Genomic DNA, 21,329 nt, shown 5'->3' on the forward strand with positions numbered 1-21,329 from the left:
CGCAAATAATTAAGTGTACCATCCGCAGGTGAATAACCCCAGTAAATGCTTGGCAATACGAGCAATATCTACTGAGCGCGCTTGGGCTTCCCGTCCTCACTGTTCGGCGGCGCTGTCCAGCTACCCGACCAGGTGGAAACTTCGGATCGTCCCTGCCTAGACTCTCGCCAATATGTCGATTATTCTCGACATATGGAATCAGATAATGCCATCCTCGCTTTCGCCGCGCTCGCGCAACCGACCCGACTCGACGTGTTCCGTCTACTGATGGAGCATGAGCCGGACGGGTTGCCCGCAGGCGAGATCGCCCGCAGGTTAGATGTCCCCCACAATACGATGTCCACACATCTGGCGACGCTGACGCGCGCCAGCCTGATAGAGGCGGAGCGGCATAGCCGGTCGATCATTTATCGGGCAAGGCTCGACGCCGTTCGCGCGCTTGCCAGCTTTCTCGTCAAGGATTGCTGCGGCGGCCGACCCGAGATCTGCGCGCCGCTGATCGCCGATTTTTCCCCTTGCTGCTCACCGCAAACCCTCACCGCAAAGGAGGCCACTCATGACTGACCGCATCTTCAACGTCCTGTTCCTCTGCACCGGCAATTCGGCGCGCTCAATCCTCGCGGAAAGCATCCTGGACAAGGATGGCGAAGGCCGATTTCGTGCCTTCTCTGCCGGGTCGCAACCCAAGGGGGCGGTCAATCCCTTCGCGCTGAAGGTGCTGAAGAGCTTCGACTACCCCTCTGAAGGCTTCCGCTCGAAGGGTTGGGAAGAGTTTGCTGGGCCTGATGCGCCTGTTATGGATTTCGTGTTCACCGTCTGCGACAACGCCGCCGGCGAAACCTGCCCTGTCTGGCCTGGCCAGCCGATGACAGCTCATTGGGGCATCGAAGACCCTGCCGCCGTCGATGGGCCGGATATCCAGAAGGAAGTCTCCTTCGCTGCGGCCTTCCGCTACATGAAGAACCGCATCTCGGCGTTCACGTCCCTGCCGGTTGCTAGTCTCGACAAGGCGTCGCTGCGCACGAAGCTGACCGAGATCGGCCAATCAGATGGCGCGTCGTCTCCCAGAAACAGCGCGGCGTGAGGCAAGCCATGGATGTCATCATCTATCACAACCCGGATTGCGGGACTTCGCGCAATACCTTGGCGATGATCCGCAATGCGGGCGTCGAGCCGCACGTCATCGAATATCTGAAGACGCCGCCATCTCGGGACATGCTGACTCGGCTTATCGCGCGCATGGGTATATCTGCGCGAGAGCTGCTCCGTGAGAAAGGCACGCCTTATGCCGAACGTGGCCTTGGCGACCCGGCTCTGAGCGAGGCGCAATTGCTCAATGCCATGATGGCGCATCCTATCCTGATCAACCGACCCATCGTCGTCAGCCCTAAGGGCGTCCGGCTCTGCCGACCGTCCGAGGACGTGCTCGACCTGCTGCCGCCGCAACGCGGCGCGTTCGTCAAGGAAGACGGCGAGCGCGTGGTGGACGAACACGGCCGTCGCGTCGCAAGGGCGTGAGAGAATTGCATGTCCACCTTTGAACGCTACCTGACCCTCTGGGTCGCGCTGTGCATTGTCGTCGGCATCGCGCTCGGCCATTTTCTGCCGGGCGCATTTCATGCCATCGGCACGATGGAAATTGCCAAGGTCAACCTGCCGGTGGCGGTACTGATCTGGCTGATGGTCATCCCTATGCTGCTCAAGATCGACTTCGCTGCGCTTGGTGAGGTCGGCCGCCACTGGCGCGGCATCGGCGTAACGCTGTTCATCAACTGGGCGGTAAAACCGTTCTCGATGGCGCTACTGGGCTGGTTGTTCATCGGCTGGCTGTTCCGGCCCTATCTACCTGCCGACCAGATCGACAGTTACATTGCCGGCCTCATCATCCTTGCAGCAGCGCCATGCACGGCCATGGTGTTTGTCTGGTCGAACCTGACCAAGGGTGAACCGCATTTCACATTGAGCCAGGTCGCCCTCAACGACGCGATCATGGTCGTCGCCTTTGCGCCGATTGTCGGCCTGCTGCTGGGCCTGTCAGCCATCACCGTGCCGTGGGGCACGCTGGTCCTGTCGGTCATCCTTTATATCGTCATTCCCGTCATCATCGCGCAGATCATCCGTCGCCGGATGCTGACAAGTGGCGGGCAGGCAGCGCTTGACCGGCTGCTTTCAAAGCTCGGCCCGGCTTCTCTCGTCGCTTTGCTGGCGACGCTTGTTTTGCTGTTCGGATTTCAGGGCGAGCAGATCATCGCGCAGCCGGCCATCATCGGCCTGCTGGCAGTGCCGATCCTGATTCAGGTCTATTTCAACTCCGGCCTTGCCTATCTGCTCAACCGGCTTGCCGGCGAACAACATTGCGTTGCCGGTCCCTCGGCGCTGATCGGCGCGTCAAATTTCTTCGAACTGGCGGTTGCCGCCGCCATCAGCCTGTTCGGTTTTCACTCGGGTGCGGCGCTCGCCACCGTTGTCGGGGTGCTGATCGAAGTGCCGGTGATGCTCTCGGTCGTCTGGATCGTGAACCGCTCCAAAGGCTGGTATGAGCGTGGCGGCAAGGTGTCCGAACTCGCGAAAGAGCAGCGTTGATGCCGGACGATCTTCCCAATCTTGATGCCGGCTGCGTTGATACTCCCAGCCTTGGTCGGCTGCGCGTAACCGACCCTTCTACCCATCCGCCGCGTATCCTGCTGCTTTATGGCTCGCTCCGCGAGCGATCCTACAGCCGTTTCCTGACATTCGAGGCCGAGCGTCTGCTGAAACACTTTGGCGCGGAAACACGCATCTTCGATCCGCATGGCCTGCCATTGCCGGACGGCGCCGAGGTCAGGCATCCGAAAGTGCAGGAACTGCGAGAGCTCTCGCTCTGGTCGGAAGGCCAGGTCTGGACCAGCCCGGAGCGGCACGGCGCAATGAGCGCGGTGATGAAGGCGCAGATCGACTGGATTCCCCTTTCGGTCGGCGCGGTAAGGCCAACGCAGGGCCGGACACTCGCGGTGATGCAGGTCTCCGGCGGCTCGCAGAGCTTCAACGCCGTCAACCAGATGCGTGTGCTCGGCCGCTGGATGCGCATGGTGACGATCCCCAACCAGTCCTCCGTCGCCAAGGCCTTTCAGGAGTTCGACGATGCGGGCCGGATGAAACCGTCCTCCTATTATGATCGAGTGGTCGACGTAATGGAGGAACTGATGAAGTTTACGCTTCTGACGCGCGACGTCTCACCCTACCTGACCGACCGCTATTCCGAGCGCAAGGAGAGCGGCGAGGCCCTGATGCAGCGGGTCAATCTGACGGCTGCAACCTGAGAATCTATTCCGCGCCGATCGCACGTCATCGCTCGCAAGAATGCCCCAACCAACGAGGTCCCTTGAATGGATCATAGCCCGCAACAGTCGCAAGGAAGCGTCTCCGAGGTATTCCGCGCATTCCTGAAGCTAGGGCTCACCTCCTTCGGTGGACCGATCGCACATCTGGGCTATTTCCGGGACGAGCTGGTGACGCGGCGAAAATGGATGAGCGAAAGCGCATATGCCGATTTGGTGGCACTGTGCCAGTTCCTGCCCGGTCCGGCTTCCAGCCAGGTCGGCTTTGCTCTTGGTCTGACGCGGGCGGGATGGCTCGGCGCGTTCGCAGCTTTCCTCGCCTTCACCCTGCCATCGGCCATGATCCTTCTTGCGCTTGCCATGACGGCTACGCGGCTGGAAAGCCCGTTAGCGCTTGGCGTCCTACATGGTCTCAAGATCGTCGCCGTCGCCATCGTGGCGCAAGCCGTGTGGGGCATGGCAAAAAACCTGTGCCCCGATAAGGAGCGCGCCACGATCGCGGTCGTGGCCGTGCTTCTGCTTGCCTGGGCGCCGGGAGCGATCGGGATGATGGCGGCCATACTGCTGGGCGCACTTGCCGGGCTGGCTCTTGGCAAAGGACAGGTCACGATTGGCGAGCATCTGCCTGTGCCGGTTTCACGCAAAGCCGGACTGATGGCCTTCGCGCTGTTCGTAGCCCTACTGATTGGCCTGCCGGTCCTAGCGGGGCAAGCGCAAGGATGGGCGCTGGCGGACAGCTTCTTTCGTGCCGGCTCGCTTGTCTTTGGTGGCGGACATGTCGTGTTGCCGCTGTTACAGGCTGAAACTGTCACGCCAGGATGGGTGTCCGATGATGCCTTCCTTGCGGGTTATGGCGCAGCGCAGGCGGTCCCCGGACCGCTCTTTACCTTTGCCGCCTGGCTCGGAGCGGTCATGGGACCGGCGCCGAACGGCGTGGCCGGCGCGACGATCGCTCTTGTCGCACTTTTCCTGCCGGGCTTCCTGATCCTGATCGGGGCGTTGCCCTTCTGGGATCAACTGCGCCGTAAGACGTGGGCGCAGTCGGCCATGCAGGGCGCCAATGCCGCAGTCGTCGGAATCCTCGGCGCTGCGCTTTATTCGCCTGTCTTCACCAGCGCGATCGGAGGCATGCCGGATTTCGCACTGGCCTTGATTTGTTTCGTGGCGCTGATGGCCTGGAAAGCTCCGCCATGGGTCGTCGTGTTGCTGGCGGCCGTGGGTGGAGCTGCGCTTAGCCTGTTGATGTAAGGCGGTTTCGAAAGCTATCGGGCTCACTCTGTCAAACCCGAGGTAGCACGATGCTGAATTGTGTCGCGCCACGCCAACGCTAGCCGGCGAGATCCAAGCCCAGCGACATCAGGGAGAGTTTCTGCACAGCCTGGGGGTCTCCCCGCAGATGGGGGTGCGTCGGCAACGAAGTGCCGACCAGGGGGAAGGCTTTCCCCTCCAGACCTCCCAGATAGCAACCATATAACTCCCAATTAGCGGACCATTGACTCCCAATTAGCCGAGCCCGATAATCCCGATCGGCTGGGATTCGGAGCTGGCATGTTCGGACGGTTTGTGGAGCGACGGGCGGAAGAAGCCCTTTCGGATACCCCGGTAGTCCTGATCGTCGGACCGCGCCGGGCCGGCAAGACCACGCTCGTCCGAAAGATGGGCGACGCCGGCCGAACCTATATCACGCTGGACGATCAGACGGTTCTGGCGGCTGCTCAATCCGATCCGGCCGGATTCATCCGAGGCCTGGATCAAGCCATCATCGACGAGATCCAGCGCGCGCCAGACCTGCTGCTGGCGATCAAGAAGACGGTCGATGAGGACTATCGGCCGGGACGATTCCTGCTGACGGGATCGGCGAACGTGCTGACTCTGCCGCGGATCGCCGACAGCCTGGCCGGACGGATGGAAACCATCCAGATGCTGCCGCTGGCAAAGGCGGAGGTCGAAGGCCGCCAACCGACCTTTCTCGAGCGCCTCTTTGAAGGAAAGCCCCAAAGCCAGGGGGACGCGATCGTCGGTGATGATTTGATCGAGCTCGTCCTGCTCGGCGGTTTTCCGGAAGCGATCAGCCGCGACAATGAGCGACGGCGGCAGGACTGGTTGCGATCCTATCTCACGTCGATCCTGACGCGCGATCTGCGCGACATCGCCGACGTGGAGAAACTGACCGAGCTTCCGAAATTCGTGCGGCTGCTGGCCGAGCACTCTGGGCAGTTGGTCAACTATTCGCAGTTCGCAGCCGGCATCAACGTCACCCACAAGACCGGGCAGCGCTATGTCGGGCTGCTCGAGCAGGTGTTCCTGATCGCGACGGTGCAGCCCTGGTTCACCAATGCGCTGAAGCGCATCGTCAAGACGCCCAAGCTTCACTTCCTCGACTCCGGCCTGCTGGCGACCGTGCGGGGGCTCACCTTCGACAGGGTGAAGGCCGACCGCGGAACATTCGGCGCGCTCCTGGAGACCTTCGTATTCTCGGAGGTGCTGAAGCTGATGGGCGCTTCGGACCTGCGGCTGACACCGCATCATTTCCGGGACCGGGACATGCGCGAGGTGGACATCGTGCTGGAGCGCGATGACGGCATGATTGTCGGGATTGAGGTGAAGGCGAGCGCTACGGTGAAGGCCGGCGACTTCGCCGGCTTGCGGGCACTGGCCGAGGCTTGCGGAGATCGTTTCGCCTTCGGTGTGGTCCTCTATGACAATACGGACGTCGTGCCTTTCGGCGATCGGCTTGGGGCGGCGCCACTATCGTGTCTGTGGATCTGAGACGATGTGTCAAGTTGCTGGCAGCGTTACAATAGAAGGATGGGGGAAACAAAATTGGCGAAGCCTGTAATCAGCTACGACATTGCTGACGATAAGTCAGTCTTAGAAAATCTCGAAGCTTACAAAGAAAAGCTCAAAGAGATCGATCCCGATCTAGGACCGCTGCTAGCGGACCTTCTGCCGTCTCTAATGAAGGAGCCCAACGGTGACAAGAGCACCATGCTTCCGAGGTTGAGAGCGGCTCTCGACGTCGAAGCCAAATCGGACTCTGAACAAAAGGAGGAACCGTCCCAATGACCGGCTGGCTTCTCCAAGAGATCGAAGTCGAAGGATTTCGAGGGATCAACAATGAAAACGCGCCATTGGTCCTCAAATTCAAGACCGACAAGGTCAACTCCATCTCCGCGCCCAACGGTGTCGGCAAGAGTTCGATATTCGACGCACTCACGTATGCATTAACGGGCCGTGTTCCCAAGCTAGAAGACCTTCCAGCGGCCGAAGCTGGCGGCAGCTACTATCTGAATAAATTTCACTCCGGTGGGATCGGGACGATCAAGTTGACCCTCGTTCCTGACCTCGGTGGAAATGTTCGGACCATAACAGTCACACGCGCTGCCGACGGGTCCCGAACCAGTTCCTGCTCTGATGGGACAGATGCAGAAGTGGCGCTCGCCGAACTTAATCGCGAGTTCGTGCTGCTGGATGCAGAGACATTTCAAAATTTCATATCTCGCGCGCCCTTGGATCGCGGGCGTAGCTTTGCGGGACTTCTCGGTCTTGCCTCATATTCCGCTTTGCGGCAGGGGCTGCAGTCGATCTCAAACACCCGTGCGTTCAACAACCAATTTGGAGACGCAGGTCATAAGGCCGCCCGCTCAGCCGCCGAGCGACGCGTCACCCAACACCGACAAGCCGTGACCGCGGATTATCTGGCCTTGGTGAAGGAGCCGATCACGGACGTCGCCTCCACGAAGGCGGCTCATGACAAAGCGCACCACTCCCTGGCCCAGATCGCATTGCTGGCGGACCATTGCAAAGGAAGGTCGTTCAAGGAAATTGACGTAGACGTGTGCGCGACCGCTATCAAGGACGCGGAAGCCGGTCCCGACCGGCAGAAACTCGCGCAGATCATTCAGCAAGAAGGGGCCTGGAATTCACTCGTCAGCGATCAACCTGACTCGGGTGCTGTTGATCGCCTCAAGCAGCTCGCACGCAAAAGAGATTTGGCTCTTGCTGCCACTAAAGGGGACCTTCTTCGCCAGCTTTATGAGCTTGGGGAAAGGATCACTGGCGACGATGCCTGGGACAACAAGAACCTGTGCCCCGCCTGTGACAATCATGGTGATACATCTATTCTCGTGGCCCTCCGAGAGAAACTTGGTCACTACACCGCCGTTGAGGCAGCGGCTGAGGAACTCTCTGTCGCATGGGCTGGCGATGGCTGGCCTGCTCTGGCCAACCTCGAACAGAAGGTTCTCGCCGACGGCGAGACAAGCCGGTTTCGGGCTGTAGACTCAACGATAAGCGAGCGCAGTCTGACCGAAACGGAAGTCGGTGCGCTTGCCGAACGCCTGTCGATCATTCGGCTTCGGGCAAAGGGAGCGCAAGATGCTCTGGCCAATGAACGCGAGGCGCTGTCGGCAAGCTTACCCCCTTCGCTGGTGGCAGTAACAGAAACAGTCGAAGCGGCGCGTCGCCTCCAGCGCAGTTGGGGTCAGTTGGAAGAAGCCGAAGCTGAACTGGTTCTGGAGACCACGTGGGCCGAACGTACTGCGCGGCTCAAGGGCTTCCTGGACAAAGCCTGTTCTTTGTTCTCAACGGCCGAATCGGATGCGGGCGTGCGAAGACTCGCGGCCGTCGAGCCTCTCTGCCAGACCCTGTTCGCCGCGATCATGCACGAGCCTGTTGTTCCGGCCCTCAAGAAGCGGTCGGGCACCGAAGAGTTGTCCATATCGCTATCGAAGTTCTTTTCATTGGACGGTGGTTCTGCACAGGCTCTCCTCTCCGAAAGTTTCCGCAATGCCTTCGCGGCATCCGTTTATCTGGCTGCCGCGAAGCTTTACGGGGGGGCACCGAGATTTCTTGTTCTCGACGACATCACTTCCAGCTTCGACGCTGGCCACCAATACCATTTGGTTGAAGTCATTCGGACGCAGTTTGCAAGACCAGTCGTGCCCACCGGCCCGCAGGTAATCCTTCTGAGCCACGACACACTTCTCGAAAAGCTGTTCAACAAGAATGTGAGTACCGGAGGCTGGTGGCATCAGAGGTTACAAGGAACGGCGCGGACGGCAGTGCTCCCGCAGAACAATGCCGTCGACAAGGTAGGTGATAGAACGCGGGACTTCCTCAATGCTGGTCGAGTCGACGACGCTGCTCCCTACATTCGGCAATATCTGGAGTTTAGACTTGAAGAAGTCGCGCAAAGGTGTCGGATTCCTGTCCCACTTGATTTGGCGTTCAACGAGAACAAGCAACTCGCCCAAGGCTATCTCGACGCTATTGACGCTGCCGTTGAGCTCAACAAGAAGGCCGGAACACTGGTGTTAGACGCCGCCCAGCAGGCCTCTCTGTCCACGCACGTCGCGACCATAACAGGGAATTACCTTGCCCATTGGGGAACTGGCTCTGCGCATAGCTTCAGTGCTGGAGCACTCTTGGGTGTTATGAGCGCGATCGATGCTTATGCCGACTGCTTTCGCTTCTCTGATCCCCCTGGTAGCCCGCCTCGTTACTACAAATCCTTGGGCCAAAGGGCGTAGCGCTGCAGTTGGAAGAGGATAAATGGACATGAGGGGCGGAGATCGGGAGAGCGACGTTTCTGGCGCACGCGCCGAGGGGCCGTGGTCGAGCCTTGCTCTGGAGACTATCGGTTGGAAGGCTTTCCAGGATCTCTGCTCTCAAGTTTGCGAGGAGGTGCTGAGGAGGCCGGTGCAGATTTATCGAGAGGCCCAGGATGGTGGTCAGGACGCGGTTTTCATTGTGGAGGCCCCCAATGGGGCAGTCGATGCAACGGTGCAGTGCAAGCACTCATCCGATCCGCGCAGGCGGCTGAAAGGGAGCGATCTCAATGAGGAATTCGCGACCGTTTCTGAGTTGGTCGCGGCCAACCAAGCCGATACCTACTTCTTGATAACCAGCATGGGCGTCGATGCCACCGTCGCCATCGACATCCGCACGAAATTGCGGGCGCTGGGCGTTCGAAAGCCGCATGTGCTCGGCCGCGAATACCTTGTGCGAGCAATCCGGGCAAGCGCTCGGCTCCGCGCACTTATTCCGCAGGTCTATGGCCTTGGCGACCTCGGCGCGATCCTTGATCAACGGCTAATCCAGCAGACCCGAGCGTTGCTTGACCACTGGATTCCGAAGCTCAAGCTGTATGTCCCGACATCGGCGCATAGGAAGGCCGTTCACGCGCTGACCGAACACGGGATCGTCCTCCTGCTCGGCAATCCATCGACTGGCAAATCAACGATTGGAGCCATCCTTTCGACCATCGCAAGCGAAGATGCTGATCATACTGTCTTACACCTCACCAGCCCGCGGGACTTCGAAGGGAACTGGAATCCGGCTGACCGCAAGCGCTTCTTTTGGGTCGATGACGCTTTTGGCTCAAATGCGGTGCGCGACGAATATGTGCGGGATTGGACCTCGGCATTCCGAAAGGTGCAGGCGGCCGTCGGGCATGGGAATCGGTTTGTTTTGACCTCGCGCCGGCATATCTACGAAGCTGCAAAACGTGGCCTTGGCCAACGAAACCATCCGGCCTTTCTGGATGGTCGTGCGGTCGTTGATGTCGGCGAACTCTCCTCCGAAGAGAAGACTCAAATTCTCTATAACCACGTCACCTACGGAGCGCAGACGCAGAGTTGGAAGAGATCGGTGCGTGACCATCTCGACTCCGTTGCGGGCGTGGAGGGATTTCTACCCGGCATCGCCGAACGTCTTGGTGATCCTGCGTTCACGAAGGGGCTCGGCACTTCGGAGCGTGAATTGATTCGCTTCATGAAAGAGCCACGCGAGCATCTTGTCGATACGATCAATGCGCTCGACGAACCGCTCCGGGCGGCGCTGATCCTTGTCTACGTCCATCAAGGGGCGCTGAGCAGTGACCAGGGCGACGACGAAGCTTGTAGAGCTGTCGCGGAGTTGGTGGGAGAATCGCTCCCGCGCATTCATGAGCGCATGCACGAGCTAAAGGGATCATTTCTCCGGGTCGCCCGAGTGAATGGCAAAGACGTCTGGGGGTTTGCGCATCCCACAATTGCGGACGCGCTTACCGACATCCTGAAGGATCGTTCGCATATGATCGCCGCACTTCTCCGGGGAGCGCCGATCGACACGATAATGAACGGGTTTGTCTGTGAGGGAGCTGACTTCGTGCTCGACGCACCAGTCGTCCCTGCGACCCTGAACGAGATTCTAGTAAAACGCCTATCAGCCTGCGAGGACAGCGCGTCATCAAACTGGACACTCTTTTCATTCTTGGCGCACCGCGCGAGTGATGATGTCGTCCAGCGCCTTCTGGTGGTCGACCCTGATATTCTGCGACGTAAAGCCTGGGTGTTTTACCGGACCAGCGGTGATCCAAAACTCCGTACGCTGGCCCGCGCCCATGAGTTCGGATTGCTCTCCGATGAGCTACGCGAGGACGCCGCTCGGCGCCTCGAATCGAGCGCTCTTCAGGATTTCGACCTGTCTTTCTTCGATCGGAGGGACGTCCTAGCGCTTATCCCTCCGATAGACCTTGTCTCGCTCGGCATTCGCCTTAGGAACGATTTACTGCCGAACGCTACCGAGCACATCTCAACTACCAGTGAGGAAGCGGACCTATCAGAAGATCCGGAAAGCCATTTTGAGCGGATCAACGATGCTCTCGGCACCCTAGAGGACCTGGCACCGTCGGACTCGGCGATTGCCGAGCTGGTCAAGGAGGCCCGCGATGCTGTCAAGGCTGCCGTCGCGGACCTAGAAGAGCGCAAACGAGCCAAGGAAAAAGAAGAGGAAGACCATTCCGAGGAGTGGACCTATATGGCCTCGGCCCCACAGGCTGTGAAGCCCGCGGCACCATTGCCTACAGACAAGCGCAAGCGGTCGGTTTTCTCAGATGTCGATCAATAGAAGGGGTAACCTCGGTCAGCGCAGTCGAATTCTATACGGATACCCGAGTGCCATGCCTCAACTTAGTCATTGCCGTAGTCAGGCTCGTACTCCATCTCGCGTTCCTGCTGATCCTCATGGATGTAGTTCAGGCCGGCCGCGTCGATCTCGTCGCTTCCCATCAGTGTCAGGTCGCACGTCGGACACCGAAACTCCTCGCCAACAAATTCGCGATCGACGATTTCCCAGATGGCATGCTCGTCACGCTCTTCGCTGATGTCCTCGCCAGTCTGTTCGCCGGTCATGAAGGAGCGACACTTGCAGGCGGGACAGGTCTCGATCCAGATCTCGTCGTATTTGCCCTTGAAGAGCCCGGTCTGATGCTGGGGCTCGCGCGCCTCGGCCTCTGTCGCCAAGCGCTCGCGTTCGGCCTTCCTCAGCGCCTCGAACTGCGCGCTGGCTGCTTGGACGCGAAGTTTCACGGCGGCCTCAAGGGCTTTGGCCGCCTCGTCGAGCAGTTGGCGGGGAGCTGCCGCATCGGCCGCGCCCAACCATTTTTCCAACGATGATCCCATCTGGTGAAGGATCGTGTCGCAGGCGTGCCAGTAGCGCGCTTCCCAAGCTTCGAGCTTCATGGTCTTGAACGGCAGGTCGGCTGAGTGCAGCTCGGCGTTCCGGCGCTCCGCGATATCCTGGCAAAACTTTTGCACGGTCTTGTCGAAGCGCGGGACCAAGTGGGCCAGGCGCTCGAACAAGGTCTTGGCGGTGATCGTCTTTACGTCAGTGGTGACGTTGATACCGGCGGCGACGAACATTGACTGCCAGTGGGTCGGATCGACCACTAGGCTCGGATGCTTGCGTGCGAGAGCGGCCTTGCCGAGCAGTTCGAGCGCCAGCGATGACCAGAGCTGGTACTCGTCGAGATCCCCGTGTGCCTTCCTGGCCAGGGCGCGGCCTATATAGACCTTCGACTTGGCATGAAGGGCGTCGCCGCTGATGGCGATGAAGACGTTCTCAGGCATCTATGAGTATCCTCGCGAGACGGCGTCCGGACCCCTGGTCCGAACGCGCGCGCCCGTGGAGGACGCGCCAGTTGTCGATGATCAGGATGTCGCCGCGGCGCCATTGATGAATTCCTAGGACGCCGGCGCCTAGCCGACGTTGGACAAGGTCCAGGACGGCGCGGCCGCGCTCGTCTACGGCCTCAAGACAGCCGGGGTCGTAGCGGAGGAAAGCGCGGTCGGGCGGCAGTAGCGTCGAGTAGAACGATCGACGACCGGTGCGAACGAGGATCGGTGCGCTTTCGAGGAGATAGAGCTCATCTGACGAAAGGCCGAGCGTACGCCAATCGAGCAGCGTTGTCGCGGCGCTAGGCGAGCCGGGGGCGAGACATCCGAGCAGAAGATACCGGCAGGGACGCGGTCGATGGCTAAGCTCTACATGAAAGGGTAGCGTGCCCAGGCCGAATTGGGCGCTGAGCGAGCGTGGATGTGCATCGCCGGGCGCTTGAGGCTCGATTACTTCCTCCAGGGCGGCGGCGCGGCCCGCGACGCGCGCGCCGAGAATATTCCCGATCCGGTTGAGTTCGCGGACGACCGAGTCGGCGTCGAGGCTGACCGGGGTGTGCGTCGACCATCCGCGTTTGGCCAACGTGGTCACGAATGTCGGCAAGGGAGCTGTCAACGTGTCCTGCATCTGGGGATGGTGCCGGGCGCATGGGATACGCTGCGCCGCATCACGCGGCCTGTTTCAGGGCGCTGCTGCCCTTCTTCTTGGAAAGTAGCGCGCGGACGAATTTGTCCCATTTCGCCATACCGGCGCGCTTTTCGACCATGTAGTGCCAGCGGTCGTAGTGCTTGGAGCTGACGTCCTGCAGCGCGTGGTTCTGTAAGCGATCGCGGATTTCCTTCGATACGCCCGCCTTGCCGGCGAGCGTCTTGAAGGTCCGGCGGAGATCGCGGTTTGTGGCGTAGGGAATCACGCCCCGGTCTCGCTGGCGCCAGACAAAGCTGTAGAGCGTGCCGTGGCTGACGGGCTTCTTCGGATCTTTGGCCGAGGGGAAGAACCAGCCGTATTCGTTCGGCTTTATCGACTCGATTAGTCCGGCAGCGAGCAAGGGCACTGGGACGGCGTGGGGCTGGTCATTCTTGGTTTTGGACCAGTCGATGATCCGCTCCTTGGCGTCCCATTGATCGACATGGAGGCGCGCGATTTCCTCGACACGCTGGCCAGTCAGCATGATGAGTTGCACGGCGCGCGGGTAGGAGGGATGGACCGGTGTGTCAGGACATTCGAGCCATCGGTAGAGCCGGACGAACTCGTCTTCGTCGAGCCATCGAGTGCCTTTGACCTTCGGTTCGGTCGGGATGCCCGTCGCCGGATTGAAGGGGAGACGGAAACGGCGAGCAGATTGCTGTCGATAGTCGTTGTCGGACTTCATACCCCAGCCAAATGCGGCATGGAGGTAGGAGCGCACATGGTCGGCCATCGACTTCGCGCCGCGCTCATAGATCGGGCGGATCAATTCGATGATTTCCTCGGCCTCGATCTCGCGCGCGAGGCGATTGCGCCCGAGCGTGTCGGCGATCTTGTTGAGGCCCTTTTCAGTTTCCTTCCAGGATGGCTTGCCTGCATCCTTGAGCGCCGCGACATAGCCCTCGAACAGATCGGCGACTGTGCCGGGGCGGGTGTCGGTGGCGATCTTGATGCTGCGCCCCTTCTGGATGACATCTGCAAAGTCACGCTTGTAGATCTCGCGGGCCTGCGCGAGCGACATGGAGGGATAAGCGCCGATCTTCTTCTTGGTGCGTTTGCCGTCCCGCCATTGCTGAGCCATCCAGTCAGCGGTGACACGTTTCGGCATGGGCTTGAGAACTAGGACGAGACGGCCGGTGCCGCGCCCTTCGCCATCGGCGAGGTTCTCCTGCTTGCGACTGATCTCGACGCGCTTCAGCGCATGTCGGATCGCGGTGTCGGTCAGGGCGGGCATAGCGTTTTCCTCCTTCCGGAACTGGGATCGGTCGAGGAGAAGCAGGGATCGCTAGCTGGGAGCGGAAGGCCGTTTTCTACCCCTTTTACAGCCCCCAATTTGCCAAAACCGCCCCCACTACGCAATCCGAAAAAATCGCTATTTTATCAGTGTTTCAATGTGCTTGTGCGTGATCTAGCGGGATCGAAAAGGGGATAGTGGGGTGGTTGTGAACGAGGATCAACGCCGTGGCCCGGAGCTCGAGCGCCCGCCGCACGACCTCGCGCGGATAGACCGGCGTGTGGTCGACCGTGCCGGTCTGCTGCACCTCGTCGGCGATCAGCGCGTTTTTCTTGTCGAGGAACAGGATGCGGAAGCGTTCGCGGTCGTCGAAGGCCATGGCGGTGCGGCAGTAGTCGATCAGCGACGACCATGACGACAGCACCGTGCGCTTGCCGATGGCGCCCTTGGCGAACCGCCGAGCGGCCGCCTCGATCACCTTGAAGTCGGTCGCGGTGGCCTCCTTGACGCCCTTGATCTCCACCAGCCGCTCGAAGGGCGCGGCGAGGGCGTCCGCGAAGGAGCCGAAGGTCGCGACCAGATGCTTGGCGAGCGGCTTCACGTCGCCGCGCGGCAGCGTGCGAAACAGCACCAGTTCCATCAACTCGTAATCCGGGAGCGACTCCGGTCCGGTCTCCAGGAAACGATCGCGCAGGCGGGCGCGGTGGCCGACGTAATGCGGCTCGCCTTCGTCCGGCGAGACCTTCTTTTTTCCGGCGGGGGGCGGCGACGCCTCGTCGAAGCCGGGCAGACTGCGTTCTGGGTCCGGGGGCATCGGCTCTCTGGTTTCAAGGTTCCGCCTATCGTGACCGTCCGCCATCCGCGCGGCAAGCGTGCGCGCGTTCGTCGTCGTCCCGGGACGTGGGGGCGAAGTGGCGGACTCGCTGGTCGCCGGCGACGCCAAGAAACGTGTTCGACACGAGGGGCGTTCCGCTCTGGTGCAACGCAAGACCCGCGAGACCCGCGCCGTGCTCCGGCTTCAGGACCTGCAGGTCGTCATAGTCCCCGGCGTTCTGCGGCCGGAATGCGATCGGCTCGACCGTCGCGATGTCGAGCAGGCGGCGGACATAAGTCTCGGCCATCTCCTCCACCGCCTCCGGGCTCGCTTTGTTGACCTCGTAGAACACGACCGGCGGCGCGACCGTCATGCCGGGATAGAACAGCAGGCCGTGTTGGATCGGCCAGAGCAGGTCGTCGATCGGCCCGTTGACGCCGCGCGGGCCGTAATGGGCCATCCGTCCGCCCACGGTCGTCGCGATCATCGCCCGCTTGCCCTGAAGAACGCCTTCTCCGAAGCGCCGGCCCCACTGAGAGCCGCCATGCCGCCCCACGCCATAGGCGAAGCCATAGGCGTAGACGCGCTCGAACCACCCCTTCAGGATCGCGGGCATCCCGTACCACCAGTATGGGAACTGCAGGACGACCGCGTCCGCCCAGAGAAGCTTGCCTTGCTCCTCAGCGATGTCTGGGGCTTGGCGGCCGGCCTCGAACGCCTCCTTTGACGCGAGCGCATAGTTGAGGGGACCATCGGCCCGCCGGTCGGGAAAGTCCTCGCCGTCCGCGACCGCCTTCCATCGCATGGCGTAGAGATCCGAGACGACGACCTCATGGCCGGCCGCTTCGAGCGCTTCGACGGCGCGTTCCTTCAGGTGGCCGGTAAGCGACTGGGGTTCCGGGTGGGCGTAGACGATCAGATACTTCATCGAAATCTCCGCTGAACGCGATCGGCCCTGCGAGGCCGTATCCGATCCGAGAGATGATGTGCCCGCGCTATCTATTGAAATTGTAAGTTTATGGTGCTGCTATCCATTCTATGGATACCAGGCGCCTCGACCTCAACCTGCTGCTCGCGCTCGATGCGCTGCTCTCCGAGCGGAACGTGACGCGGGCCGCCAAACGACTGAACCTCAGCCAGCCGGCGCTGAGCGCACAGCTCGCGCGGTTGCGGACGCATTTCGGCGATCAGCTCTTCACGCCAACGTCGAGGGGGGTCCTGCCGACGGCCGCCGCAGAAGAGCTTCGGACGCCGGTGCGCCGGGCGCTGGACGAGGCGAGGCGCGTCTTCGACCAGGGCCGCAGCTTCGATCCCGCCACCGCGGCGTTCACATTCACGGTGTCGTCGAGCGACTACATGCAGGCGAGCGTTCTGCTGCCCTTCCTTCTCGCGCTCAACGAGATCGCGCCGAACCTGCGGATGATGGCGCGGCTCGGCGCGGGGCGGGCGACCAGCGCGGAACTCGAGCGCGGCGGGTTGGATCTCGCCTTCGTGCAGGCCGGCGGCCCGGACGTGGCCGGCCTGCGATCGTCGCTTGTTCTTGAAGAGAATTACATCGGGATCGCCCGTCGGGGCGGCGCGACGGAAAGGAGCATGACGCTCGAGCGCTTCGTCTCGGCCCGTCACGTCATCGTCTCGCCGGCCGGCGACGGGTTCAGCGGTCCGACCGACGAAGCTCTCGCGGCGCTCGGGCTGACGCGGACCGTGTCCTTCGCCGTGTCGTCCTTCGTGACGTTGGTCGAGGCGGTCTCGCGCAGCGACCTGCTGGCTGTGGCGCCGGCACGGCTCGCGAGCCGCTACGCTGACCGGCTGGACATGTTCGAGCCGCCGGTCGCCGTCCCCGGATTCGGCATCGCGATGGCCTGGCACGACCGGACCCATGACCATCCCGCGCATCGCTGGCTGCGGGACCGGCTGGCGACCTTCTGCCGGGACGCGTGAAAGAAAGGCGGGCGCTGGTCCCGCTAGACCTGGAAGCGCGGCGCTTCGAGTCCGCGCGGCGAGCGGGTGAAGACCTCGCAGCCGTCCTCGGTGACGCCCACCATGTGCTCGTACTGGGCGGAGAGCGAGCGGTCGCGCGTCACCGCCGTCCAGCCGTCGCCCAGGATCTTCACATGGGGGCGGCCGAGATTGATCATCGGCTCGATGGTGAAGAACATGCCGGGCTTCAGCGTCGCGCCTTCGCCGCGGCGACCGTAATGCAGGATGTTGGGCTCGTCGTGGAACAGCCGGCCGATGCCGTGGCCGCAGAAGTCGCGTACCACGGAGGCGCGCTCGCCCTCCGCGTAATCCTGGATCGCCGCGCCGATGTCGCCGGTCGTCCCGCCCGGCTTCACCGCGGCGACGCCCCGCATCAGCGATTCGTAGGTGATCTCGATCAGCCGCTCGGCGCGCCGCGGGATCGCCCCGACCGCGTACATGCGGCTGGAATCGCCATGCCAGCCGTCGAGCACGTAGGTGACGTCGACATTGACGATGTCGCCCTCGCGCAGCGGCTTGTCGTTCGGGATGCCGTGACAGACCACATGGTTGATCGAGGTGCAGATCGTGTGGGCGTAACCGCGGTAGTAGAGGCACGCGGGCAGGGCGCCGTGGTCGAGCCCGAACTCGAGCGCGAGCTTGTCGAGCGACTCGGTCGTCACGCCCGGCGCGACGCGCTCGCCCAGCACGTCGAGCGCTTCCGCGACGAGACGTCCGGCGCGACGCATCCCCTCGAACGCCTCCGCGTCGTGGATTTTGATCATGCCGTTCTTGCGGAGCGGCGCCGTGTCGGCGTCGACGAATGTCATCAGGGATCAGGCTCGTTTGGGCGTCGGGAAGACGTCCCAAGATAAGCCTGCGCCCTCGTCGCGCAAGCGCGGCGACGTTCAGCGCTGAAGCACGACGCCCTTGTCGGTCACGACGACCCATTGCCGGTCGCGCCGTTCGATCGAGCGCACCCGACCGAGGCCGGGCGCCCGACCGCCGCGGACGACCTCCACCGACCCGAAGCGCCCATCGAGCAGGGCCACGCCGTCGAACACCTCGCGGACCACCCAGTTCCGGACGACGCGCTCCGGCTCGCGCCGGGCTACGCTTCCGGTGGTCACCGGACCCGCGTCGGCGCCCGGCTTCGGCGAGTCGACGGCGGTCTTCTCGATGCGGTCGAGGCGAGCGCGCATCTCGGCGAGCCGGGCTTCGCCGTCCTTCGAGGCGTCGAGCTTGGCGGACAGTTGATCAATCTTGGCGGAAGAGGCCTCCCGCGCGGCCTCCAGCATCTTCTGGAGGCTCGCGATCTCGCCCTTGAGCGACTTCACCTCGTCCTGACTGGAGGCGGCCTGGCCGGCGACGGCCTTCGACTGGGCCGACTGCGCCGTGCGCGCCTGGTCGAGAGCGCGCTGCAGACGGGCGATCTCCCCCTTGAGCGCGCCGAGGTCGCGGCCGAGAGCCGCGGATTTTTTCTGCTGACCCGTCGGGTCGAGATCAGCTGCGAGCCCCATGCCGCGCGCGTCGATCGCGGCGACCTCGTCGACGGCGTCCGTCAGCGCGGGCGCCGTCGCGAAGGTCGCGCCGCCGAAGCCCGCGACGAGAGCGACGCCGAGCACCAGGGCGTAAGGCAGAAACGGAAGCGTACGGGCGCGCAGGCTGAGCGGGACCGCCGGGGGATGCTCGTCGTCGGGAGCCGACGTCCAGATCGCGACCGCCGATCCGGTCTGCGGCTGAGGCTCCGAAGCGGGCTCGGAGGCTGGGGCGTTCGGTTCATGCGTCATGGCGGACTCTCGGGAGGCCAGTTACCCCCGAGTAACCATCATCGTGCTTACCGAACCGTTACCTCGGGCCTTCCGCGAGCGCCGCGAGGGCCTCGGCGCCGGACACCGCGCGCCCCTTCTCCCAGGCGAAGAAATCCGCGGCGACGGGCAACGCCTGTTCGAGCATGCGGTGGTAGTCGCGCCGCGACGTCTCGATGGCGCCGAAGCGCTTCAGATGATCGGTCACGAACTGGGTGTCGAGCAGCCGGAAGCCGCCATGCCTCAGCCGCGCGACGAGATGAACCAGCGCGACCTTCGAGGCGTCGCGCTCGACGTGGAACATGCTCTCGCCGAAGAAGGCGCCCCCGAGCCGCACGCCGTAGAGGCCTCCGGCGAGCCGCCCGTCGCGCCAGGCCTCGACGCTGTGGCATCGCCCGATCGCGTGGAGCTCGCCATACAGCCGGCGGATACGGGTGTTGATCCAGGTCTTCGTCCGTCCGGGCGCCGGCGACGCGCAGCCGTCGAGCACCTCGTCGAAGGCCGTGTCGATCCGGATCTCGAAGCGGTCGGAACGCACCGTGCGCGCGAGACGCTCGGACACCCTCAGGCCGTCGAGCGGCAGCACGCCGCGCAGCTCCGGCTCGATCCAGTAAAGGCCCGGGTCCTCGGCGCTCTCCGCCATGGGAAAGATCCCGCAGGCGTAGGCCTTGAGCAGGACCTCCGGCGTGATTTCGACGAGGACGTCGTTGATGCGCGTCATGCCGCCAAAAACTTAAGCGGCCGTGGGCTCTTCGGCGAGCATCTTTTCCAGCCAGTGGATGTCGTAGTCGCCGTCCTGGATGGCGGCGTTGCGCACCAGCCTGCGGAACAGCGGAAGCGTGGTGTCGATGCCGTCGACGACGAACTCGTCGAGCGCGCGGCGGAGCCGCATCAGGCACTCCGTCCGATTGCGGCCGTGGACGATCAGCTTGCCGATCAAGCTGTCGTAATAAGGCGGGATCGTATAGCCCTGATAGGCCGCGGAATCGACGCGCACGCCAAGGCCCCCGGGCACATGGTAGTACGCGATGCGGCCCGGCGACGGCCGGAAGGTCTCGGGATGCTCGGCGTTCACCCGGCATTCGATCGCGTGCCCGCGGAACACGACGTCCTCTTGGGCGATCGTCAGGCGCGCCCCGGCCGCGATGCGGATCTGCTCGTTCACGAGGTCGATCCCGGTGATCATCTCGGTGACGGGATGCTCCACCTGGATGCGGGTGTTCATCTCGATGAAGTAGAACTTGCCGTCCTCGAACAGGAACTCGACCGTACCGGCGCCGCGGTATTTCAGTTCGCGCATCGCCGCGGCGACGGTTTCGCCGATCTCGGCCCGATCCGCGACGTTGAGCGCAGGCGAGGGCGCTTCCTCCCAGACCTTCTGATGGCGGCGCTGCAGCGAACAGTCGCGCTCGCCGAGATGGATGGCGGCGCCTTCGCCGTCGCCCAGCACCTGCACTTCGATGTGGCGCGGCCGACCGAGGAACTTCTCGAGATAGACGGCGTCGTCGCCGAAGGCGGCCTTGGCCTCGGACCGCGCGGTTCTCAGCGCTTCGAGCAGATCGTCCTCGGTGCGCGCGACCTTCATGCCGCGCCCGCCGCCGCCGGAGGCCGCCTTCACCAGGACGGGATAGCCGATGTCGCGGGCGATGCGGATCGCCTCGTCGTCCTCGGTTATGCCGCCTTCGGAGCCCGGCACGACCGGGATGCCGAGCCTGGCCGCAGTCTGCTTCGCCGCGATCTTGTCGCCCATGATCCGGATGTGCTCGGATTTCGGGCCGATGAAGACGAGGTTGTGCTCCTCGAGAATTTCGGCGAAGCGCGCGTTTTCCGACAGGAAGCCATAGCCGGGATGGACGGCGTCGGCGCCGGTGATCTCGCAGGCCGCGAGCAGCGCCGGCACGTTGAGGTAGCTGTCGCGCGCGGCGGGCGGGCCGATGCAGACGCTCTCGTCGGCGAGCCGGACATGCATGGCGTCGGCGTCGGCGGTCGAATGCACGGCGACCGTCGCGATTCCGAGCTCCTTGCAGGCGCGCAGAATCCGCAGCGCGATCTCGCCGCGGTTGGCGATCAGGATCTTGTCGATGGAAGCCATCAGTCGACGATCAGGAGAGGCTCGCCGAACTCCACCGGCTGGCCGTCGGTGACGAGAATCTCGCGCACCACGCCGGCCCGGGGCGACTGGATGGCGTTCATGGTCTTCATGGCTTCGACGATCAGAAGGGTCTGTCCCTGGCGGACGGTCGCGCCGACCTCGATGAAGGGCTTCGCGCCGGGCTCCGGCGCGAGATAGGCCGTGCCGACCATTGGAGAGGCGACCAGCCCAGGGTGGCTGGCCGGATCTTCGGGGGCCGCCGCCGCGAGGGCGACGGGCGCGGGCGGCGCGGCGGGCGCCCCGCCGGACGCCGCCGCGATGGTCGTCTGGCGCGCGATCCGGACGCGGAAGTCGCCGCGTTCGATCTCGATCTCGGTGAGGCCCGTCTCGTTCAGAATGTCCGCGAGATCGCGCACCAGCTCCTGGTCGGAGACGTTCGCGCGGACGGGGGCCTTGCTCATGGTCTGCTCGCTCATGGGAG

General features: G+C 62.9%; 20 protein-coding genes. 10 read left to right on the top strand and 10 right to left on the bottom strand.

Translation table 11 applies throughout. The features are described from left to right. Positions 1–192: 192 nt before the first annotated feature. From ACO2RJ_RS05065 to ACO2RJ_RS05105, 9 genes are all read left to right on the top strand, one after another. Positions 193–564 (top strand): ArsR/SmtB family transcription factor, encoded by a 372-nt coding sequence (locus ACO2RJ_RS05065; RefSeq protein WP_046845536.1) that lies wholly within the window; start codon positions 193–195, stop codon positions 562–564. Continuing rightward, positions 557–1,084 (top strand): arsenate reductase ArsC, encoded by a 528-nt coding sequence (locus ACO2RJ_RS05070; protein WP_046845537.1) that lies wholly within the window; start codon positions 557–559, stop codon positions 1,082–1,084. Before ACO2RJ_RS05065 ends, ACO2RJ_RS05070 begins: the two co-directional genes overlap by 8 nt. 8 nt (positions 1,085–1,092) lie before the next feature. Beyond that, positions 1,093–1,518, top strand: coding sequence for an arsenate reductase (glutaredoxin) (gene arsC / locus ACO2RJ_RS05075; RefSeq protein WP_423266891.1), 426 nt, complete (start codon positions 1,093–1,095; stop codon positions 1,516–1,518). A gap of 9 nt (positions 1,519–1,527) precedes the next feature. Further along, positions 1,528–2,583, top strand: a complete 1,056-nt coding sequence (gene arsB, locus ACO2RJ_RS05080; RefSeq protein WP_046845539.1) for an ACR3 family arsenite efflux transporter — start codon at positions 1,528–1,530, stop codon at positions 2,581–2,583. Further along, a complete protein-coding gene (arsH, locus tag ACO2RJ_RS05085) occupies positions 2,583–3,299 on the top strand; it encodes an arsenical resistance protein ArsH (RefSeq protein ID WP_098107553.1) in 717 nt (238 codons plus the stop codon). Before arsB ends, arsH begins: the two co-directional genes overlap by 1 nt. A 66-nt stretch (positions 3,300–3,365) precedes the next feature. Continuing rightward, complete coding sequence (gene chrA, locus ACO2RJ_RS05090) at positions 3,366–4,565, top strand: chromate efflux transporter (RefSeq protein WP_103729016.1); 1,200 nt, start codon at positions 3,366–3,368, stop codon at positions 4,563–4,565. Positions 4,566–4,865: 300 nt separating this feature from the next. Further along, positions 4,866–6,086, top strand: coding sequence for an ATP-binding protein (locus ACO2RJ_RS05095; protein WP_423266892.1), 1,221 nt, complete (start codon positions 4,866–4,868; stop codon positions 6,084–6,086). Between the two features lie 293 nt (positions 6,087–6,379). Then, positions 6,380–8,848 carry an AAA family ATPase gene (locus ACO2RJ_RS05100; protein ID WP_423266893.1) on the top strand — a complete coding sequence of 823 codons (2,469 nt, stop codon included), beginning with the start codon at positions 6,380–6,382 and terminating at the stop codon, positions 8,846–8,848. A gap of 22 nt (positions 8,849–8,870) precedes the next feature. After that, positions 8,871–11,207, top strand: coding sequence for a restriction endonuclease (locus tag ACO2RJ_RS05105; RefSeq protein WP_423266894.1), 2,337 nt, complete (start codon positions 8,871–8,873; stop codon positions 11,205–11,207). A 62-nt stretch (positions 11,208–11,269) separates the two neighbouring features. Here ACO2RJ_RS05105 and ACO2RJ_RS05110 read toward each other — a convergent pair whose 3' ends face one another. From ACO2RJ_RS05110 to ACO2RJ_RS05130, 5 genes are all read right to left on the bottom strand, one after another. Next, positions 11,270–12,208 (bottom strand): hypothetical protein, encoded by a 939-nt coding sequence (locus tag ACO2RJ_RS05110; RefSeq protein ID WP_423266895.1) that lies wholly within the window; start codon positions 12,206–12,208, stop codon positions 11,270–11,272. Further along, positions 12,201–12,881, bottom strand: a complete 681-nt coding sequence (locus ACO2RJ_RS05115) for a TauD/TfdA family dioxygenase (RefSeq protein ID WP_423266896.1) — start codon at positions 12,879–12,881, stop codon at positions 12,201–12,203. The genes ACO2RJ_RS05110 and ACO2RJ_RS05115 overlap by 8 nt, the downstream gene beginning before the upstream one ends. 40 nt (positions 12,882–12,921) lie before the next feature. Beyond that, positions 12,922–14,175, bottom strand: a complete 1,254-nt coding sequence (locus tag ACO2RJ_RS05120; protein WP_423266897.1) for a tyrosine-type recombinase/integrase — start codon at positions 14,173–14,175, stop codon at positions 12,922–12,924. A 154-nt stretch (positions 14,176–14,329) separates the two neighbouring features. After that, positions 14,330–14,989, bottom strand: coding sequence for a JAB domain-containing protein (locus tag ACO2RJ_RS05125; protein WP_423266898.1), 660 nt, complete (start codon positions 14,987–14,989; stop codon positions 14,330–14,332). A gap of 25 nt (positions 14,990–15,014) precedes the next feature. Continuing rightward, positions 15,015–15,917, bottom strand: coding sequence for an NAD(P)H-dependent oxidoreductase (locus tag ACO2RJ_RS05130; RefSeq protein ID WP_423266899.1), 903 nt, complete (start codon positions 15,915–15,917; stop codon positions 15,015–15,017). A 110-nt stretch (positions 15,918–16,027) separates the two neighbouring features. Here ACO2RJ_RS05130 and ACO2RJ_RS05135 point away from each other — a divergent pair, with 110 nt between their 5' ends. Then, entirely contained in the window at positions 16,028–16,930 is a 903-nt protein-coding gene (locus ACO2RJ_RS05135) for a LysR family transcriptional regulator (RefSeq protein WP_423266900.1), read from the top strand. A 23-nt stretch (positions 16,931–16,953) separates the two neighbouring features. On the opposite strand, the gene map is transcribed toward ACO2RJ_RS05135, so the two are convergent. The 5 genes from map to accB all read right to left on the bottom strand — a co-directional run bounded on the left by map (position 16,954) and on the right by accB (position 21,324). Then, positions 16,954–17,778: a type I methionyl aminopeptidase gene (gene map, locus ACO2RJ_RS05140; protein WP_423266901.1), complete on the bottom strand. Its 825-nt coding sequence runs from the start codon at positions 17,776–17,778 to the stop codon at positions 16,954–16,956. A 78-nt stretch (positions 17,779–17,856) separates the two neighbouring features. Then, complete coding sequence (locus tag ACO2RJ_RS05145; protein WP_423266902.1) at positions 17,857–18,738, bottom strand: hypothetical protein; 882 nt, start codon at positions 18,736–18,738, stop codon at positions 17,857–17,859. A 58-nt stretch (positions 18,739–18,796) separates the two neighbouring features. Next, positions 18,797–19,477 (bottom strand): leucyl/phenylalanyl-tRNA--protein transferase, encoded by a 681-nt coding sequence (gene aat / locus ACO2RJ_RS05150; protein ID WP_423266903.1) that lies wholly within the window; start codon positions 19,475–19,477, stop codon positions 18,797–18,799. A gap of 12 nt (positions 19,478–19,489) precedes the next feature. Beyond that, positions 19,490–20,848, bottom strand: a complete 1,359-nt coding sequence (accC, locus tag ACO2RJ_RS05155; protein ID WP_423266904.1) for an acetyl-CoA carboxylase biotin carboxylase subunit — start codon at positions 20,846–20,848, stop codon at positions 19,490–19,492. After that, positions 20,848–21,324, bottom strand: a complete 477-nt coding sequence (gene accB / locus ACO2RJ_RS05160; RefSeq protein ID WP_423266905.1) for an acetyl-CoA carboxylase biotin carboxyl carrier protein — start codon at positions 21,322–21,324, stop codon at positions 20,848–20,850. Before accB ends, accC begins: the two co-directional genes overlap by 1 nt. Positions 21,325–21,329: the final 5 nt, after the last annotated feature.

The organism is Hansschlegelia sp. KR7-227 (assembly GCF_049446035.1).
GTDB lineage: Bacteria > Pseudomonadota > Alphaproteobacteria > Rhizobiales > Methylopilaceae > Methylopila.

Coding starts and splice junctions, on each gene's coding strand:
- ACO2RJ_RS05065 (WP_046845536.1), top strand. CDS start 193: ATGGAATCAGATAATGCCATCCTCGCTTTCGCCGCGCTCGCGCAACCG.
- ACO2RJ_RS05070 (WP_046845537.1), top strand. CDS start 557: ATGACTGACCGCATCTTCAACGTCCTGTTCCTCTGCACCGGCAATTCG.
- arsC (WP_423266891.1), top strand. CDS start 1,093: ATGGATGTCATCATCTATCACAACCCGGATTGCGGGACTTCGCGCAAT.
- arsB (WP_046845539.1), top strand. CDS start 1,528: ATGTCCACCTTTGAACGCTACCTGACCCTCTGGGTCGCGCTGTGCATT.
- arsH (WP_098107553.1), top strand. CDS start 2,583: ATGCCGGACGATCTTCCCAATCTTGATGCCGGCTGCGTTGATACTCCC.
- chrA (WP_103729016.1), top strand. CDS start 3,366: ATGGATCATAGCCCGCAACAGTCGCAAGGAAGCGTCTCCGAGGTATTC.
- ACO2RJ_RS05095 (WP_423266892.1), top strand. CDS start 4,866: ATGTTCGGACGGTTTGTGGAGCGACGGGCGGAAGAAGCCCTTTCGGAT.
- ACO2RJ_RS05100 (WP_423266893.1), top strand. CDS start 6,380: ATGACCGGCTGGCTTCTCCAAGAGATCGAAGTCGAAGGATTTCGAGGG.
- ACO2RJ_RS05105 (WP_423266894.1), top strand. CDS start 8,871: ATGGACATGAGGGGCGGAGATCGGGAGAGCGACGTTTCTGGCGCACGC.
- ACO2RJ_RS05110 (WP_423266895.1), bottom strand. CDS start 12,208: ATGCCTGAGAACGTCTTCATCGCCATCAGCGGCGACGCCCTTCATGCC.
- ACO2RJ_RS05115 (WP_423266896.1), bottom strand. CDS start 12,881: ATGCAGGACACGTTGACAGCTCCCTTGCCGACATTCGTGACCACGTTG.
- ACO2RJ_RS05120 (WP_423266897.1), bottom strand. CDS start 14,175: ATGCCCGCCCTGACCGACACCGCGATCCGACATGCGCTGAAGCGCGTC.
- ACO2RJ_RS05125 (WP_423266898.1), bottom strand. CDS start 14,989: ATGCCCCCGGACCCAGAACGCAGTCTGCCCGGCTTCGACGAGGCGTCG.
- ACO2RJ_RS05130 (WP_423266899.1), bottom strand. CDS start 15,917: ATGAAGTATCTGATCGTCTACGCCCACCCGGAACCCCAGTCGCTTACC.
- ACO2RJ_RS05135 (WP_423266900.1), top strand. CDS start 16,028: ATGGATACCAGGCGCCTCGACCTCAACCTGCTGCTCGCGCTCGATGCG.
- map (WP_423266901.1), bottom strand. CDS start 17,778: ATGACATTCGTCGACGCCGACACGGCGCCGCTCCGCAAGAACGGCATG.
- ACO2RJ_RS05145 (WP_423266902.1), bottom strand. CDS start 18,738: ATGACGCATGAACCGAACGCCCCAGCCTCCGAGCCCGCTTCGGAGCCT.
- aat (WP_423266903.1), bottom strand. CDS start 19,477: ATGACGCGCATCAACGACGTCCTCGTCGAAATCACGCCGGAGGTCCTG.
- accC (WP_423266904.1), bottom strand. CDS start 20,848: ATGGCTTCCATCGACAAGATCCTGATCGCCAACCGCGGCGAGATCGCG.
- accB (WP_423266905.1), bottom strand. CDS start 21,324: ATGAGCGAGCAGACCATGAGCAAGGCCCCCGTCCGCGCGAACGTCTCC.